Source organism: Staphylococcus sp. Ze2, assembly GCF_048568365.1.
Lineage (GTDB): Bacteria > Bacillota > Bacilli > Staphylococcales > Staphylococcaceae > Staphylococcus > Staphylococcus xylosus.
Window position 1 is genome coordinate 1041021 of sequence record NZ_CP183486.1, and the last position, 16375, is coordinate 1057395.

The 16375-nt window shown below is 32.5% G+C and carries 19 protein-coding genes; 15 read left to right on the top strand and 4 right to left on the bottom strand.

Translation table 11 applies throughout. The features are described 5' to 3' along the window. Window position 1 precedes the first annotated feature (1 nt). From galT to ACM591_RS04500, 4 genes are all read left to right on the top strand, one after another. Window positions 2–1492 (top strand): UDP-glucose--hexose-1-phosphate uridylyltransferase, encoded by a 1491-nt coding sequence (gene galT / locus ACM591_RS04485; protein WP_216715612.1) that lies wholly within the window; start codon window positions 2–4, stop codon window positions 1490–1492. Between the two features lie 193 nt (window positions 1493–1685). Next, the gene (gene modA / locus ACM591_RS04490; RefSeq protein ID WP_172606468.1) at window positions 1686–2477 is read left to right on the top strand and encodes a molybdate ABC transporter substrate-binding protein; all 792 of its coding nucleotides are present in this window, start codon (window positions 1686–1688) and stop codon (window positions 2475–2477) included. A gap of 12 nt (window positions 2478–2489) precedes the next feature. Beyond that, a complete protein-coding gene (gene modB / locus ACM591_RS04495) occupies window positions 2490–3161 on the top strand; it encodes a molybdate ABC transporter permease subunit (protein WP_029378492.1) in 672 nt (223 codons plus the stop codon). Next, window positions 3162–3767, top strand: coding sequence for an ATP-binding cassette domain-containing protein (locus ACM591_RS04500; protein ID WP_418354439.1), 606 nt, complete (start codon window positions 3162–3164; stop codon window positions 3765–3767). A gap of 165 nt (window positions 3768–3932) precedes the next feature. Here ACM591_RS04500 and cudC read toward each other — a convergent pair whose 3' ends face one another. After that, entirely contained in the window at window positions 3933–4490 is a 558-nt protein-coding gene (gene cudC, locus ACM591_RS04505) for a choline uptake/conversion transcriptional regulator CudC (RefSeq protein WP_029378494.1), read from the bottom strand. A 232-nt stretch (window positions 4491–4722) separates the two neighbouring features. Here cudC and ACM591_RS04510 point away from each other — a divergent pair, with 232 nt between their 5' ends. After that, a complete protein-coding gene (locus ACM591_RS04510; RefSeq protein ID WP_029378495.1) occupies window positions 4723–5727 on the top strand; it encodes a ThiF family adenylyltransferase in 1005 nt (334 codons plus the stop codon). An 11-nt stretch (window positions 5728–5738) separates the two neighbouring features. Continuing rightward, window positions 5739–6239, top strand: a complete 501-nt coding sequence (locus ACM591_RS04515) for a MogA/MoaB family molybdenum cofactor biosynthesis protein (protein ID WP_029378496.1) — start codon at window positions 5739–5741, stop codon at window positions 6237–6239. A 204-nt stretch (window positions 6240–6443) separates the two neighbouring features. Here the strand turns inward: ACM591_RS04515 and moaC are convergent, their stop codons facing one another. After that, window positions 6444–6929, bottom strand: a complete 486-nt coding sequence (gene moaC / locus ACM591_RS04520) for a cyclic pyranopterin monophosphate synthase MoaC (protein WP_029378497.1) — start codon at window positions 6927–6929, stop codon at window positions 6444–6446. A gap of 65 nt (window positions 6930–6994) precedes the next feature. Between moaC and glp the strand changes: the two genes are divergently transcribed. From glp to ACM591_RS04555, 7 genes are all read left to right on the top strand, one after another. Beyond that, a complete protein-coding gene (gene glp / locus ACM591_RS04525) occupies window positions 6995–8254 on the top strand; it encodes a gephyrin-like molybdotransferase Glp (protein ID WP_326026629.1) in 1260 nt (419 codons plus the stop codon). After that, window positions 8251–8742: a molybdopterin-guanine dinucleotide biosynthesis protein B gene (gene mobB / locus ACM591_RS04530; RefSeq protein WP_029378499.1), complete on the top strand. Its 492-nt coding sequence runs from the start codon at window positions 8251–8253 to the stop codon at window positions 8740–8742. The genes glp and mobB overlap by 4 nt, the downstream gene beginning before the upstream one ends. Further along, window positions 8743–9198, top strand: coding sequence for a molybdenum cofactor biosynthesis protein MoaE (locus ACM591_RS04535; protein WP_029378500.1), 456 nt, complete (start codon window positions 8743–8745; stop codon window positions 9196–9198). It begins immediately after the preceding gene. Then, the gene (gene moaD / locus ACM591_RS04540) at window positions 9195–9428 is read left to right on the top strand and encodes a molybdopterin converting factor subunit 1 (protein WP_029378501.1); all 234 of its coding nucleotides are present in this window, start codon (window positions 9195–9197) and stop codon (window positions 9426–9428) included. Before ACM591_RS04535 ends, moaD begins: the two co-directional genes overlap by 4 nt. Before the next feature lie 7 nt (window positions 9429–9435). Continuing rightward, the gene (gene mobA, locus ACM591_RS04545) at window positions 9436–10044 is read left to right on the top strand and encodes a molybdenum cofactor guanylyltransferase MobA (protein WP_029378502.1); all 609 of its coding nucleotides are present in this window, start codon (window positions 9436–9438) and stop codon (window positions 10042–10044) included. Window positions 10045–10058: 14 nt separating this feature from the next. Beyond that, window positions 10059–11081, top strand: a complete 1023-nt coding sequence (moaA, locus tag ACM591_RS04550; protein WP_038678983.1) for a GTP 3',8-cyclase MoaA — start codon at window positions 10059–10061, stop codon at window positions 11079–11081. A gap of 400 nt (window positions 11082–11481) precedes the next feature. Beyond that, on the top strand, window positions 11482–11841 hold the full coding sequence (locus ACM591_RS04555) for a transcriptional regulator, SarA/Rot family (RefSeq protein ID WP_029378504.1): 360 nt from the start codon (window positions 11482–11484) through the stop codon (window positions 11839–11841). Between the two features lie 258 nt (window positions 11842–12099). Here the strand turns inward: ACM591_RS04555 and ACM591_RS04560 are convergent, their stop codons facing one another. Continuing rightward, window positions 12100–13311: an MFS transporter gene (locus tag ACM591_RS04560; RefSeq protein WP_029378505.1), complete on the bottom strand. Its 1212-nt coding sequence runs from the start codon at window positions 13309–13311 to the stop codon at window positions 12100–12102. A gap of 1 nt (window position 13312) precedes the next feature. Further along, complete coding sequence (locus ACM591_RS04565; RefSeq protein ID WP_038678980.1) at window positions 13313–13747, bottom strand: MarR family winged helix-turn-helix transcriptional regulator; 435 nt, start codon at window positions 13745–13747, stop codon at window positions 13313–13315. Window positions 13748–13928: 181 nt separating this feature from the next. Between ACM591_RS04565 and ACM591_RS04570 the strand changes: the two genes are divergently transcribed. Continuing rightward, window positions 13929–14690: a VOC family protein gene (locus tag ACM591_RS04570; protein WP_029378507.1), complete on the top strand. Its 762-nt coding sequence runs from the start codon at window positions 13929–13931 to the stop codon at window positions 14688–14690. A 367-nt stretch (window positions 14691–15057) separates the two neighbouring features. Next, a complete protein-coding gene (locus ACM591_RS04575; protein WP_029378509.1) occupies window positions 15058–16305 on the top strand; it encodes a lipid II:glycine glycyltransferase FemX in 1248 nt (415 codons plus the stop codon). Window positions 16306–16375 lie beyond the last annotated feature (70 nt).

Consider the following 16375-nt stretch of genomic DNA (forward strand, 5'->3'; position numbering starts at 1 on the left):
CATGTTATTAAACCAACAACTAGTGCAACAATTTATTGCACACGCAATTTCATTTGGCGATTATGAACAACAAGATAGTATCTATATTCAAAACCAATTATTGCGTATTTTAAATGCACGAGGCGTTATGGAAACGTCAGAATCACCTTTAGCTAAAAACGCTACAGCAAATGATATAACACAATATTGGATTAATGAAGCTGTAAATGAAAATTACATTGAAGATGCGTTATACAATAAAGAAATTGTTGAAGCACAACTTTTAGACATAATTACGCCAAGACCATCTGTTCTTAATAGAAAGTTTAAAGAAGCTTATGAACAATCACCAGAAATAGCGACAAAATATTTTTATGAAATTGCTAAACGTAATCATTACGTGAAAGAAGACGCGATAGCTAATAATATTAATTATGAAGTGGGCACTGAATATGGTGACATAGAAATTACCATTAATTTATCCAAACCTGAAAAAGATGCAAAGCAAATTGCTGAAGCTAAAGCCGCGCCGGCTACTGAGTACCCAAAATGTGCTTTATGTATTGAGAATGAAGGGTTTCAGGGGTCTGTTACGCAAGCAGCACGTACGAATCATCGTGTGGTACGTTTGAATTTAGATGGGGAATCATGGGGATTTCAATACTCTCCGTATGCTTATTTCTTAGAACATAGCATAGTATTTTCTGAACAACATGTGCCGATGGAAATTAACAAGCAAACTTTTGTTAATTTAATTGATTTTATAAAACAATTTCCCCACTATTTTATAGGATCTAATGCAGATATTCCGCTTGTAGGTGGGTCTATATTATCACATAATCACTATCAAACAGGGCAACATATATTCCCGATGGATAATGCAGCGGAAATTGAAAAATTTACTATAACGGGTTTTTCATCAGTAGAAGCAAGTACTTTAAAATGGCCAATGAGTGTGATTCGATTAAAAAGTGAAAATAGTAATGAGCTAATTCAAGCGGCAACACATGTGATGGTACAGTGGAATCAATATTCTGATAATAGTGTAAACATTAAGGCTTATAGTGAAGATGGAGAGAGACATCATACGATTACACCTATTGCAAGGTATAGAGATGGATTGTATGAATTGGATATTGTACTGAGAGATAATCAAACTTCTGCGGAGTTTCCAGATGGTATTTTTCATCCACACAAAGATGTGCAACACATCAAAAAAGAAAATATTGGATTAATCGAAGTGATGGGGATGGCAATATTGCCCGGCCGTTTAAAGGAAGAATTACAACAAGTGAAATCATATTTACTAGGTGCAGTTCATGTTGATTTAGGTATTCATCAACAATGGGCTGATGATATGAAACAATCTTATGATATCGATACTGATAATGTAGATGGCATTGTAGAGAAAGAAGTAGGTTACAAGTTCAAACGTGTATTAGAAGATGCAGGTGTCTTTAAAAATAATGAGGTTGGCCGAGCAGCGTTTAATCGCTTTATAGACATTTTATGATTAAAATAAATTATCAATTATAACTTGAAAAGGTAGATAAAGTAGCTTCAATGAAACTTTATCTACTTTTTTACTAATTAGGAGTTTGGTGAGGCTATCAAATAATAAAATTTGATTTCCATCTATCATGCTCCTATTTTCTTCCTTTTATTTTGTTATGTGCAAGCATATAATAAAGTGAAGGAGTGATATTTTGAAAATTAGATCTAAATACATACTTATTACATTTATTGTTCTAACATTCATTTTGACTGGCTGTTCAAACGATAATAAAGGTAATGAAAATGCTAAGACGAAAAAAGAAGAAAACCAAAAGCAAGTATTGCATGTTGCTGCAGCAGCAAGTCTTACAGATGCAACAAAAGATTTAGAAAAAGCGTTTAAAGAGCAACACAACAACGTAGATGTTACCTTTAATTACGGAGGTTCAGGCGCTTTAAGACAGCAAATAGAAAAGGGCGCTCCTGTTGATGTTTTCATGTCAGCAAATGAAAAAGATGTCGATGCACTTGTAGATAAAGATCAAGCACAAAATACATATGAATATGCCAAAAATAAGTTAGTGCTTATTGGTGGGAAAGATAGCGATTATAAATCTGTAACAGATATTAAAGAGGATGACAAATTAGCTATAGGCGAAACGAAATCAGTGCCAGCTGGTAAATATGCTGAAGAATATCTAAAAAATAATGACTTGTTTGAAAGCGTAAAGTCTAATCTCGTATACGCAAAAGATGTACGCCAAGTATTAAATTATGTTGAACAAGGTAATGCACAACTAGGGTATGTTTACCAGACTGACTTATATCAAAGTCAACAAAACGGTAATAGCCAAGTTAAAGCGATTAAGTCAGCAAATTTAAACAAGCCAATTGTTTATAAATCAGCAACGATTACAGATAATAAATTAGCTAAAGCATGGGTAGATTTCTTAAAAACAGATAAAGCGAAAGCTATTTTGAAAAAATATAAATTCGAAGCATAGGAGGTTTTAGCAATGCAAGATATGACACCATTTTGGATATCACTTAAAGTAGCACTAATTAGCACTATTATTGTTACTTTTATGGGAATTTTAATATCAAAATGGTTATATAAACGCCATGGTATCATTGCTAGAATCTTAGAAAGTGTCATTGTCTTACCCATTGTCTTACCGCCGACTGTAATGGGTTTTATATTGCTAATTGTCTTTTCACCACAAAGTTATGTAGGTGCATTTTTTAAGGATATATTAAATATGCCAGTAGTTTTCACTTTGACTGGTGCAGTTATTGCATCTGTAATTGTAAGTTTTCCATTAATGTATCAGCATACGGTACAAGGCTTTCGCAACATTGATCATAAAATGCTAAATACCGCTAGAACAATGGGGGCCAGTGAGAATAAAATATTTTTCAAACTAATCTTTCCTCTATCGAAACGACCAATACTTTCAGGCATTATGATGAGCTTTGCACGTGCTATTGGTGAATTTGGGGCGACGCTCATGGTTGCTGGTTATATTCCAAATAAAACGAACACCTTACCATTAGAAATTTATTTCTTAGTAGAACAAGGTAAAGAAAATCAAGCTTGGTTATGGGTGATTGTGTTAGTAGCATTTGCAATTACTGTGATTGGAACTATAAATATATTAAATAAAGATCGTTTTCGGGAGGTGGACTAATTGTTGAAGATATATTTAAATCATCTATTAAAAAATCAACAATTAAAAATCCACATTGAAGACAGTGAGCCTAAAATTTATGCGATTAAAGGTCCATCGGGAATTGGTAAAACGACATTATTAAACATGATAGCTGGTTTAAGGAAACCCAATAAAGCCTTTATTCAACTCAATGGCCATGTTATTTATGATACAAAGCAAGCTATAGACGTGAAAATTCAAAAACGAAATATTGGTTATTTATTCCAAGATTATCAATTATTTCCTAATATGAATGTTTATCAAAACATAACTTTTATGGCAAAACCGTCTCAACATATAGATAGTCTTATACAACAATTGAACATAGAGCATTTAAAGACTCAGTATCCCTTGAGACTTTCAGGCGGTGAATCACAGCGTGTGGCATTAGCAAAAACGCTAAGCACAAGGCCGGATTTGATTTTACTAGATGAGCCATTTTCAAGTTTAGATGACACTACTAAAGCAGAAAGCATGCAGCTTGTTAAACATATATTTGAACAGTGGCGAATACCTATTATATTTGTGACACATTCCGATTACGAAGCTACTACTCTAGCGCATGAAGTTATAAATATCAAATGAGTTTAACGTTGTATTGCATTTATACAAAATATTGAAGACGTTAAATAGTTTGGGGTTTTTAATGTTCAACACTGCCATGTTTATATGGTAATGGATGACGATAGTAAAGCATTTTAGAAGCCCAAATTAAAAAGGCATAAAGTTCCGATTGGAACTTTATGCCTTTTACTCGTTATGGATATTTGGAATAGGGAAATGTTCGAAAATTTCTCCATTATGAAGTGATTCAGATAATGTAGATAACCAAGCATAATATACTTTAGAATGATCTAATTGTTTTAACATTTCTTTAGCTTCTTCGATGACTTCTTTAGATGCACTTTCTGAATGAATAATGGGGTCCAATAATTTTTCTGCTCGTTGAATTGCTTCTAAATTTAATTTAATCTCTCTGTTCCATTTTTGTGAGAAAAAATTACCGAAGAAAGTAAAGAAATCTTTTTCAGCAACAAAATGTTGTTTTCTACTACCACGCGTAAATTGTTGTTTAACGCCGTCAAATTCTTGAAGCTTTTTAACTCCTGCACTCATACTTGGTTTACTCATTTGTAATTCGTAGCGCATTTCATCCAGTGTCATGCTTTTTTGTTCGAACACCATCGTTCCATATAAATTGCCAACGCTACGATTTACACCGTAAAGATCCATAGTCTCGCCTATAGAATTAATCACGATGTCTTTAGCTTGTGTTAATAGTTGTTCATAATCCTTTGAACGTGCCATTGATTCACCTCCGAATAATATTCAACTCATTGTACCACGAACATTTATGTATGGGGTATGATTAATTAATATATAGCGTATTGAGAATAATTTCAATATAGAAATAAACTTCCAATCATAAAGATTTAACATAGGGAAAACGCTACTTTTTATAATATTAATAGCAAAACATTGTTACATTGTAAACCAAGATTTATAATGGAAATAATGATGTATAGAAAGGGTAATGCCTGTGACTAAAGATCGCTATTCGAGACAAACGTTATTTAAACACATTGGTTCTATCGGCCAAGATAAAATTATAAACGCGCATGTCGTGATTATTGGGATGGGTGCTTTAGGGACGCATCTTGCTGAAAGTTTAGTTCGCGCTGGATTAGGTGAGCTTACAATTGTGGATAGAGATTATATTGAGTTCAGTAATTTACAAAGACAAACTTTATATACGGAAACTGATGCACATGAAGCATTACCTAAAGTCGTAGCAGCTGAACGGCATTTAATGGCAATTCGCCAAGATTTAAATTTAAGTTGTCATATTGCACATGTTGATCGACAGTTTATGGATGATCATTGTAAAAATGTACAGCTGATATTAGATGCGACAGATAATTTTGAAACGCGCCAATTAATCAACGATTTCGCATATCAGCAAAGGATTCCTTGGATTTATGGTGGTGTCGTAGAAAGTACATATATAGAAACCGCGTTTATTCCAGGTTTAACACCGTGTTTTAATTGTTTGATGCCACAATTACCTGTTATTAATAGAACTTGTGATACAGTTGGTGTCATTCAACCATCTGTAAGCATGACTACAAGTTTACAGATGAGAGATGCGTTAAAAGTGTTAACCCAGCAAGACATTACAACCAAAGTAACATATGGAGACTTATGGGAGGGGACACATTTTACGTTTGGTTATAGTAAATTACAGCGACCGCATTGTCCAACCTGTGGGGAATCACCTACATATCCATATTTAAACGAAACAAAGCGTCAATTTGTGAGTTTATGTGGGAGAGATACGGTACAGTATGAAAACCCTAACATTTCCCAGGAAATATTAGAAGCATTTTTAATAGAATATCAAATTCCGTTTAAGCGAAACGACTATCTGCTTCAATTTAAATACAAAGGGTATCGAATAGTAAGTTTCAAAAGTGGGAGAATACTGATACATGGTATGACCAAGCCTAACTCGGCTATTACACTAATGAATCAACTTTTTGGATAAAGGAGAATTAGATGCATACAAATGTTAAATTAGATAAAAATATTAATTGTGCGATACTAACTGTATCTGATACAAGAAACTACGATACAGATAAAGGCGGAAAATTAGCAATATCACTTTTGTCTGAATTAAACGTTCATATTTCTGATAATCATTACCGTATTGTAAAAGATGATATTGCTGCAATACAAACTCAGTTAAAGCAATGGTCGACTGAAGCAATTGACGTTATTATCACTACGGGTGGCACAGGAATTGCACAAAGAGATGTGACTATAGAAGCAGTGTCATCTCTTATCACAAAAGAAATTGAAGGATTTGGAGAGTTGTTTAGATATCTTAGTTATACTGAAGACGTTGGGAGTCGTGCATTATTATCAAGGGCGATTGCAGGTACAGTTGGTAAGCAGTTAATTTTTAGTTTGCCTGGTTCTACTGGCGCAGTTAAATTAGCATTGAACAAGCTCATCAAACCTGAATTAAATCATCTAGTTCAAGAAATAACAAAATAAATAGGATAGAAGACAAAAATCAAAAAATTTCAATTGATTTTGTATTCTATCCTAATAACTTAGCTCAATCGTCAGAACATTTGATATACATAGCGGTATCTATTTACCAAACACATTGTTAATTTTAAATTTATATAGTAGCTAAGTCATATTGTGAAATATAATATGGTGTGGCTGTGTCTAATAAGCGCGTAAAACCGAGTATTAATTGGGTCGTTGGAAGTCACCAGATTTACCACCAGTTTTGGATAGCAAATATGTTTCACCGATAATCATACTTTTATCTAAAGCTTTCGTCATGTCATAAACAGTTAACGCAACTACAGATGCTGCAGTAAGTGCTTCCATTTCAACACCAGTTTTTCCGGTTGTTGAAACGCTCGCTTGGATATTTAAAGTAAATGATGCTTCGTTTTCTTTCCAATTAAATGAAACATCAATCCCAGTAAGTGGTAATGGATGACACATAGGAATAATATCAGCAGTATTTTTAGCAGCCATGATACCTGCGATTTGTGCAGTATTGAGCACATTACCTTTTTTATTTGTATTATCGACAATTTGCTGATAAATTGCTTGATTAACTGTAATACTTGAATGCGCAATGGCTGTTCGTTTGGTAATATTTTTTTCTGAGACATCAACCATTTTAGCATTACCTTGTTCATTAATATGTGTGAATTCAGACAAAGATATCCCTCCTAATCGTTTCCTAGTATATCACGAAATCCATTTTTTTAAGGAGTAGATTTTAAATGCCAATTGAAAAAAGAAACCCAATCCCAGTAAGAGAAGCAATTAATCGCGTTGTAAGTCAAGATATATATACTAAACAAATCGAAGTGCCTTTAGAAAGCAGCGTAAATTATATATTAGCGGAAGATATTGTAGCAACATATGAAATTCCGAGATTTAATAAATCTCCTTACGATGGATTTGCGCTGAGAAGTAAAGATACTGAAGGTGCCAGTGGAGAGCATAGAATCAATTTTACAGTGATTGATCATATTGGTGCAGGCTCAGTTTCAGAAAAAGAAGTAGGACCTTTTGAAGCGGTGCGTATTATGACAGGTGCTGAAATGCCCAAAGGTGCAGATGCAGTAGTAATGTTAGAACAAACTGTAGAAGATGAACAAAGCTTTACCATAAGAAAATCTTTTAATGTGAATGAAAACGTATCTTTAAAAGGTGAGGAAACGCAAATTGGTGATACAGTACTAAATAAAGGACAACAAATCAATCCGGGTGCTATAGCAGTGCTTGCAACGTATGGTTATACACAGGTTAAAGTTTTTGATAAGCCTAGTATCGGTGTTATTGCGACAGGAAGTGAGTTGTTAGAAGTTGGTGATGACATAGAACCAGGTAAAATTAGAAATTCAAATGGGCCCATGATTGCAGCTTTAAGTCAAAAGTTTAATTTAGATGTAGCATCATACCAAATTCAAGAAGATGATTTGAAAAGTAGTATTCAAGTTGTAAAAGAAGCTATGGCTAAACATGATATTGTTATCACAACAGGAGGTGTTTCTGTTGGTGATTTTGATTATTTACCACAAATTTATGACGAGATTAATGCAGAAGTGTTATTTAACAAAATTGCTATGCGACCTGGCAGTGTGACAACAGTTGCAGTGGCTGAAGGTAAATATTTATTCGGTCTATCTGGTAATCCGTCGGCATGTTTTACTGGTTTTGAACTATATGTTAAACCTGCTGTACTGCATATGATGGGGGCAACAGCGATTTATCCTCAAATGATACAGGCAACTTTAATGGAAGATTTAACTAAAGCCAATCCATTTACACGTTTTGTGCGAGCGACGGCTACTTTTAACGGAAAAGCGATGACAGTGGTGCCTTCGGGCTTTAATAAATCAGGTGCCGTCGTTGCTATCGCACACAGTAATGCGATGATCATGTTACCAGGCGGCACAAGGGGCTATCAAAAAGGTTATACAGTAGATGTTATTTTAACGGATTCACAAGCTTATGAAACGGATTGCTTTATATGATTCTACAAATAGTAGGTTTTAAAAACTCAGGAAAGACTACTTTGATGACACATACAATTAAACTTTTGAAAGCGCATGACTTAACTGTTGCTACTATAAAGCATCATGGACAACATCAACAAGATTTCCAAGATAATGATATTACGTTACAAAAAGACCATGTGGATCATATGAAACATTTTCATGCTGGTGCTGATCAAAGTATTGTACAAGGGAATTTATATCAACAAACAGTGACAAGAACTGAGAAACAAAGTCTTGATGAAATCATAAATGAATCTGTTACAATAGACAATAACATCATATTAGTAGAAGGTTTTAAAAATGCAGGTTTTGATAAAGTGGCTGTATACACTGATGAAAATGAGCGAAAGTCTTTAGGCAAGCTTTCCAATGTACAGTACTATATGAAAATGAATGATATTAATGCAATGGAGCAATACGACAATTGGTTATTAACTTATTTTAAGATAAAAGGAATGCATTAAATGAAGCAGTTTGAAGTAGTGAATGAACCCATACAAACAGAACAGTATAGGGAGTTTGTTTTAAATGAACACCAAGGTGCAATTGTTGTCTTTACAGGCCATGTAAGAGAATGGACAAAAGGGGTAAAAACAGAATATCTTGAATATGAAGCTTATATTCCTATGGCAGAGAAAAAACTTGCTCAAATAGGTGATGAAATTTCAGAAAAATGGCCAGGTACCTTAACGGCGATTGTCCATAGGATAGGACCATTAGATATATCAGATATTGCTGTACTTATAAGTGTTTCATCTCCCCATCGTAAAGATGCCTATCGTGCAAATGAATACGCAATAGAACGCATTAAAGAAATTGTGCCTATTTGGAAAAAAGAAATATGGGAAGATGGCGCACAATGGCAAGGTCATCAACATGGGAATTATAATGATGCTGTTATAGGAGATGATTCTAAATGAAGTTATTATACTTTGCAGAAATCAAAGATATATTAGAAAAAACGTCTGAAGAGATTGATTTGAGTTATGACATTACGGTAGATGAATTTTTAACAGATTTATTTGAGCGTTATCCACAGATCAAGGATAAACAATTTCAAATCGCAGTTAATGAAGAATTCGTTCAACATGATGATATAGTACATCCAAATGATACAGTGGCATTAATTCCACCAGTTAGCGGAGGGTAAATAAGACATGAAGGCTATTATACTTGCCGGAGGACAATCAGAGAGATTCGGCGAACCAAAAGCTTTTGCACAGATAGATTCCCAATATTTTTATAAACGGATTATTAGTGTGTTAGAAGCAACAAATATGTTTAACCAAATCATAATCAGTACAAACGAAGATTTAGCAACGCAGTTCGATTATGAAGATATTGTTATTGACGATAATCAAAATAAAGATAAAGGTCCTTTGGCAGGTATTCGTTCCGTGATGAACTTATATAAAAACGAAGAGCTCTTTTTTGTGATTTCAGTTGATACACCAATGATAACGCAAAAAGCCATTAGCAAATTATATCAATTTATGGTGGAACATCTTATAGAAGATCAATTAGATGTTGCAGGTTTTCATGAACAGGGAAGACCTATACCGACTCTGGCATTTTACAGCCCACATACATTAAATATGATGAACAAGGCGTTAGCTTCGGATGATTTCAGCTTAAAAAATGTATACAGTAAAGTTAAAAGTGACTGGTTAAATGTAGATACGATACAATCACCAGGATATTGGTATAAAAATATAAATTATCAACAAGATTTGGACTCTTTACAACAAGATATATTAAATAGATAAGGAGGCCTAACGTTATGGTAGAACAAATAACTGATAAACTCGGACGTCCGATTCGTGATTTAAGATTGTCAGTTACCGATAGATGTAACTTCCGTTGCGATTATTGTATGCCAAAAGAAATTTTTGGCGATGATTTTGTGTTCTTACCTAAAGATGAACTACTTTCATTTGATGAAATGGTACGTATAGCTCATGTCTATACAAAGTTAGGTGTGAAAAAGATAAGAATAACAGGCGGAGAGCCGTTATTGAGACGTGATTTGGACAAACTTATTTACAAATTAAATCAAATTGATGGAATAGAAGATATTGGACTTACTACCAATGGTTTGTTATTAAAAAAACATGGCCAAAAGTTATATGATGCTGGTTTGAGACGTATCAACGTAAGTCTTGATGCTATTGAAGATGAAGTGTTTCAAAACATAAATAATAGAAATATTAAAGCTTCAACAATCTTGCAACAGATTGATTATGCTGTTGCTATTGGTTTTCATGTGAAAGTTAACGTTGTTGTGCAAAAGCATGTCAACGACAATCAAATCCTTCCCATGATTCAATATTTTAAAGAGAAGAGAATTGAAATACGATTTATCGAATTTATGGATGTTGGTAATGATAATGGTTGGGATTTTAGTAAAGTCGTTACGAAAGACGAAATGTTAGAAATGATTGAAAAAGATTTTGATATTGAAGCGGTCAAGCCTAAATACTACGGGGAAGTGGCCAAATATTATAAACATAAAGGTATTGCAGCGCAATTTGGATTAATTACAAGCGTTTCACAATCTTTTTGCTCTACATGTACTCGCGCTAGACTATCATCAGATGGTAAGTTCTATGGCTGTTTGTTTAGTACAGTAGATGGCTTTGATGTTAAATCATTTATGAGAAATGGTGCGACTGATGCTGAGTTATTTGAACAATTTAAGCTTCTTTGGAATATTAGAGACGATCGTTATTCAGATGAACGTACAGCTCAAACAGTTGAAAATAGAAAACGTAAAAAAATAAATATGAATTATATTGGTGGTTAATTCAATTCATACAGCCACATCCCTATTTAAGTAGCATTTAACATTTTGCATACTTTAATAGGGATTTTTTGTTTTGAAAATCAAATAAAATAAAAAAATTAGCGTAGTAAACACTATTATATATGTATCATATCATAAAGAGATTAAAGTATTATAAATTAATAATGTTAAATAAAGAGGTTAATCAAGGTTGAAACATTTTAGTTAATACAAATTTTTAAAGATATTCATTTTAAGTGATATAAATAATGTTCAATAGAAAAAAATATTTATCTTTTCGATTAAAAATAATAGATTAAAAGAAGAAAGTGTTATATAATACTTTTGAAGCTTATTCATTAAGTAAAGCCAAATATGAAGAATTAAAACAACTAGAGTAGTCAATAAGGAGGCCATTTTTATGGATAGTAAAGTATCATATTTTATAACATCTGAAAGAGATTTATGTCAGTTAAAGCATTGGTTGAAATCAAAGCATAAAATGTCGATTGAAGAATTTGTTGTATTGTTCAAAGTATATGAAGCTACAAGAATAAGTGGTAAAGAATTACGTGACGCCCTTCATTTTGAAATGCTTTGGGATACTAGTAAAATTGATGTAATTATAAGAAAGATTTATAAAAAAGAGTTGATTTCAAAAGTGCGTTCAGAGACAGATGAAAGACAAGTTTTCTATTATTACAATAGTGACCAGAAACAGTTGTTAGATGACATTATTAAAGAGGTTGAACAAATTAATGTTGCGCAACCAACAAAATAATACATAATTAATATAATTACAAAAGTAAAGATAAGGCTGGGACAAGTAATTTGTCCCAGCCTTAATCATTATATTGAATGAGTGTAACTTGTGCTTAAGATTCAAGTTAGGTAAACCTTTTATTAATATCAAAGCTAGGAAAATTTGCCTAGCTGCGACGAGGAAATCAATTTAAATAAATTATGGTTCTGTCGCAATACCACCTAACGCTATTTTGTCACTACATCAAGATAATAAAATAGTATTAGATATATAAATTTAGTTAGAAGCAATTTCTTTTGCTTTTCTACCATGTAAGAAATAATAAATAATTGCAGTTATTAATACTATGATTGCCATAATACCGTATAGCTGTGCATAACTTACAGAAGAAGTTATAAAGCCTAATACATAAGGACCAAAACCAAGTCCCAAATCAAGTCCTATGAAATAAGTTGAAGTAGCTATCCCATATTTTGCAGGGGGTGATACTTTTATAGCAATTGCTTGCATACAGGAAGAAATATTGCCATAACCTGCTCCTAAGAATAAACCTGCTAGAATAAGTAACCATCCATTATTTGTAATACTTAATGTTAAAAAAGTAATAATTAAGAAAAAGAATGCAGGATATGCAATTACATTTTCATTTTTTTGGTCCATTAAGCGACCTGCTATTGGCCGAGTAACTAATGATGCAATAGCATAAAATATAAAGAAGTAACTAGATATAGTTACGAGATTAATTTCTTGGGCGAAGAATTGTAAAAACGTAAGAATAGATGAATAAGTCAGCCCTGATATTAACATAATGATAGCGACAGGTACTGCTTCTTTTGCAATATAATGGTTAATATTAAATTTCTTATTTTTAACATGTTCAGGAGTCGTTTGTGCTTTTGTCTCTAATTTGAAATCTAAGTTTACAAAGAACGAGATAATAAAACTAACAATACCACAAACTAAACATATTAAAAATAATAATTTAATTGGAAAAGTATTGATTAGTAATAAACCAAAGAATGGACCAATTGCAGCACCAATAACAAGACTTAGCGAGAATAAGCTAATACCTTCACTTTTTCTATCATTTGGTGTTACGTATGCTGCAATTGTCCCAGTCGCAGTAGTAGTAATACCTGTAGCAATACCATTAATTAATCTAGTGAACATTAAGAGTGCCAATGACCCTTCTATAAAATAAAAGAGCTGTGTGATGATTAGGAATATTAAACCTATCAACAAGATGGTCTTTGGACCTACCTTATTTACATACTTACCTGTAGCGAATCGTCCAATTAGTGAGCCGATTATAAAGAGACCTGAAACGAGTCCAGCTATGCTATCAGATACATGATATTCTGATTTAGTATAACTCGCTATAATAACGATAAGTAAATACATACTAAGATATATCGCAAAGTTCGTTATAAAATTGATATTAAAGCTTTTAGTCCATATAGGTGATCGCATAGATGATGATTGATTCATATTAAATTCCCTCCATTTTTGTTATCTCTTCATGAATTTTTTGAATGACTTGAATTGTATGATCCAGGTCAGCTTCAGATAAATTAGCTTTTTGAAGTATTTCTTCTTGTACGATAGAAACACGTTCATTTATATTGTCATAAAGAGATTGTCCTTCTTCAGAAAAAGATAATAATTTTTCTCTTTTATCTTCTCCAGTTTCAACTTTTAACAAAGATTTTTCGGAAAGCACTTTTAATATTTTTCGAGTTGTAGGCTTTTCTATTGCACGACGCTTAGAAATTTGAACTAATGTTGTTGGTGCATTATGTGCGATGTCTTTCATTACTAACCATTGTGCAGGATATAAGTCATAGTCTTCAAATATAGGTGAAAATAACTTTGTATAAGGTCGATAAACTGCAATTAAATTATTGAATATGTTTGGTTTATTCATAATAGTCTCCTTAATTTAGTTAGCAAAGCTAACTTTTTATAACAGATAACATTCTAAGCCTTTTTACGAAATAAATCAATAGCACCGTTTTAAAATAATAATTAAACTGCTGCTTATAGGAAGTAAAGTAGTACGCAATTTGTTATGATAGGGTTAAAGATGAGAGTAGGGGAGAAAAGTTATGCAATATTTAAAATTAGATCATTTAGTACACTATATTCAGCATTTAGACAACTTTAAATACCCAGGACATTTGCTAACTTTACAACAAGGAGGACAACACGAGAGGTTAGGTACATACAATAAATTAGCTTATTTAAACAATGCATATATTGAATTGATAGATGTATACAAGCCAGACGTCTTACAAAAAATAATTAAAACTGATGAAGGCCGAGTGTCATTCCCTTCTAAAATAGTTCAAGATAATTATGCACAAGGTTTAAAAACATTGGCATTTCGTACACAAGATATTGAACAATTAAAGGCAGATTTAGAAGAAAAAGATGTAGAGGTCATTGGACCTGTAAACATGCAAAGAGAAAATATAAAAGGCGATAGAACAACGTGGAAATTATTATATATTGCAGACCCAGATTATAGAGTAAAGCCCCCATTTTTTATACAGTGGAATGAACAAGAAGATACGCGAAATGAAAAGTTGGCATCATTGCGTCAAAATGAATTTATAATTCAATCTGTAGAATTGACTAGCACAGAGCGTAAACACACAGTTGATAAGTGGCAACGCTGGTTTGATATGGAAATCATAGATGAAGCAGCAAGTGTCACGACATTAAAATTAAAAGGGGATGAAACATTATTTAACATTAGTGATGGCACAGATTCAGGTTATAAATCAGTCACTATAAAAGATAATAAAACAACGTCCCCTTACACATTAATTATACGTGGCTTAAGTTACAAATTTATAGCAGATTAATAAATATATAAGTATGCACTATGTGCGATTATGAATATGTGTATCAAAGAAGTGATAAGTGTTAAAATAGCTAAGTAAGTAGAAATTTTTTGAGTACGCAATAATAGTAAATAAACAGTTATTATAAATGTAAACGCTGCTAAAATAATTCTTAAACTTAAATATGAAATTGTAAGTGGTTCATTGATAGCTTGAAAAATGAAAATTAAATTAATTAATAATAGTAAGCTAATAATTAAAATCCGCATAAAAAAACCTCGTTTCTATATTTATTATAGTATAGCAAATGATGGTTTGTATGTGAAAATTAGAATAAAACAATATATAATATCATAGAATTGAATTGATAAAGGAGACATCAGTTTTTATGGAAAAGATGAATATCACTAATCAAGCGCATGATGCATTTGTTAAAGCTCATCCGCAAGGTGACTTATTACAATTAACTAAATGGGCTGAAACTAAAACACTAACTGGCTGGTATTCAAGACGTATCGCAGTCGGAGAAGATGGAGAAATTGTTGGGGTAGGTCAACTACTATTTAAAAAAGTGCCTAAGCTACCTTATACACTTTGCTACATTTCGCGTGGGTTTGTTACTGACTATAGTAATAAATTAGCTTTAGAGACACTGTTGGAAGCTGCAATGCAAATCGCTAAAGAAGAAAAAGCATATGCCATTAAGATTGATCCAGATGTAGAGGTGGATAAAGGTGCGGAAGCTCTAACAAATCTACGTGCATTAGGCTTTAAACATAAAGGATTTAAAGAAGGGCTTTCTAAGGACTATATACAACCAAGAATGACAATGATTACACCTATCGACAAAACAGATGAAGAATTGATTCAAAGTTTTGAACGCCGTAATCGTTCGAAAGTAAGATTAGCATTAAAACGTGGCACTACAGTTGAACGTTCAGATAGAGACGGTTTAAAGACATTTGCTAATTTAATGCAAATCACGGGTGAACGTGATGGGTTCTTAACAAGAGATATCAGCTATTTCCAGAATATATATGATGCCTTGCATCCAGACGGTGATGCAGAATTATTCCTAGTTAAATTAGAACCAAAACCAGTTTTACAAGAGTTAAGAAAAGAGTTAGAAGAAATTGAAGCTGAAAAAGTAAAATTAGCTAATAAGAAACAAGATAAAAAGACACTTAATAAAATTAACGATGCAGATAATAAAATAAGCAAAACACAAGAACTCATTGATGAAATGGTTACATTAGAATCTAAACATCCAGAAGGAATATATTTATCGGGTGCATTGTTAATGTTTGCAGGCAATAAGTCGTATTATTTATATGGTGCTTCTTCAAATGAATATCGTAATTTCTTACCAAACCATCATATGCAATTTGCAATGATGCAGTATGCTAGAGAACACGGTGCAACGACTTATGATTTCGGTGGTACAGATAATGATCCAGATAAATCTTCTGACCATTATGGTTTATGGACATTCAAAAAAGTTTGGGGTACTTATTTGAGTGAAAAAATTGGTGAATTTGATTATGTATTAAATAAACCACTATATCAAGTTATTGAAAACTTTAAACCTAAACTTACTAAAGCAAAAATTAAATTATCACGTAAATTCAAAAAATAAAATAAGTAATCTAAATTCAAATGAATGCACGTTATAAAGTTTTAGAATTAATTTAATAAACTATATAACG

Excerpts from the sequence above, each read along its gene's own strand:
- ACM591_RS04535 (WP_029378500.1), top strand. The coding sequence starts at position 8,743 with ATGAAGCAGTTTGAAGTAGTGAATGAACCCATACAAACAGAACAGTAT.
- mobA (WP_029378502.1), top strand. The coding sequence starts at position 9,436 with ATGAAGGCTATTATACTTGCCGGAGGACAATCAGAGAGATTCGGCGAA.
- galT (WP_216715612.1), top strand. The coding sequence starts at position 2 with ATGTTATTAAACCAACAACTAGTGCAACAATTTATTGCACACGCAATT.
- ACM591_RS04570 (WP_029378507.1), top strand. The coding sequence starts at position 13,929 with ATGCAATATTTAAAATTAGATCATTTAGTACACTATATTCAGCATTTA.
- ACM591_RS04515 (WP_029378496.1), top strand. The coding sequence starts at position 5,739 with ATGCATACAAATGTTAAATTAGATAAAAATATTAATTGTGCGATACTA.
- moaA (WP_038678983.1), top strand. The coding sequence starts at position 10,059 with ATGGTAGAACAAATAACTGATAAACTCGGACGTCCGATTCGTGATTTA.
- moaD (WP_029378501.1), top strand. The coding sequence starts at position 9,195 with ATGAAGTTATTATACTTTGCAGAAATCAAAGATATATTAGAAAAAACG.
- ACM591_RS04565 (WP_038678980.1), bottom strand. The coding sequence starts at position 13,747 with ATGAATAAACCAAACATATTCAATAATTTAATTGCAGTTTATCGACCT.
- ACM591_RS04560 (WP_029378505.1), bottom strand. The coding sequence starts at position 13,311 with ATGAATCAATCATCATCTATGCGATCACCTATATGGACTAAAAGCTTT.
- cudC (WP_029378494.1), bottom strand. The coding sequence starts at position 4,490 with ATGGCACGTTCAAAGGATTATGAACAACTATTAACACAAGCTAAAGAC.
- ACM591_RS04555 (WP_029378504.1), top strand. The coding sequence starts at position 11,482 with ATGGATAGTAAAGTATCATATTTTATAACATCTGAAAGAGATTTATGT.
- modB (WP_029378492.1), top strand. The coding sequence starts at position 2,490 with ATGCAAGATATGACACCATTTTGGATATCACTTAAAGTAGCACTAATT.
- mobB (WP_029378499.1), top strand. The coding sequence starts at position 8,251 with ATGATTCTACAAATAGTAGGTTTTAAAAACTCAGGAAAGACTACTTTG.
- ACM591_RS04575 (WP_029378509.1), top strand. The coding sequence starts at position 15,058 with ATGGAAAAGATGAATATCACTAATCAAGCGCATGATGCATTTGTTAAA.
- glp (WP_326026629.1), top strand. The coding sequence starts at position 6,995 with ATGCCAATTGAAAAAAGAAACCCAATCCCAGTAAGAGAAGCAATTAAT.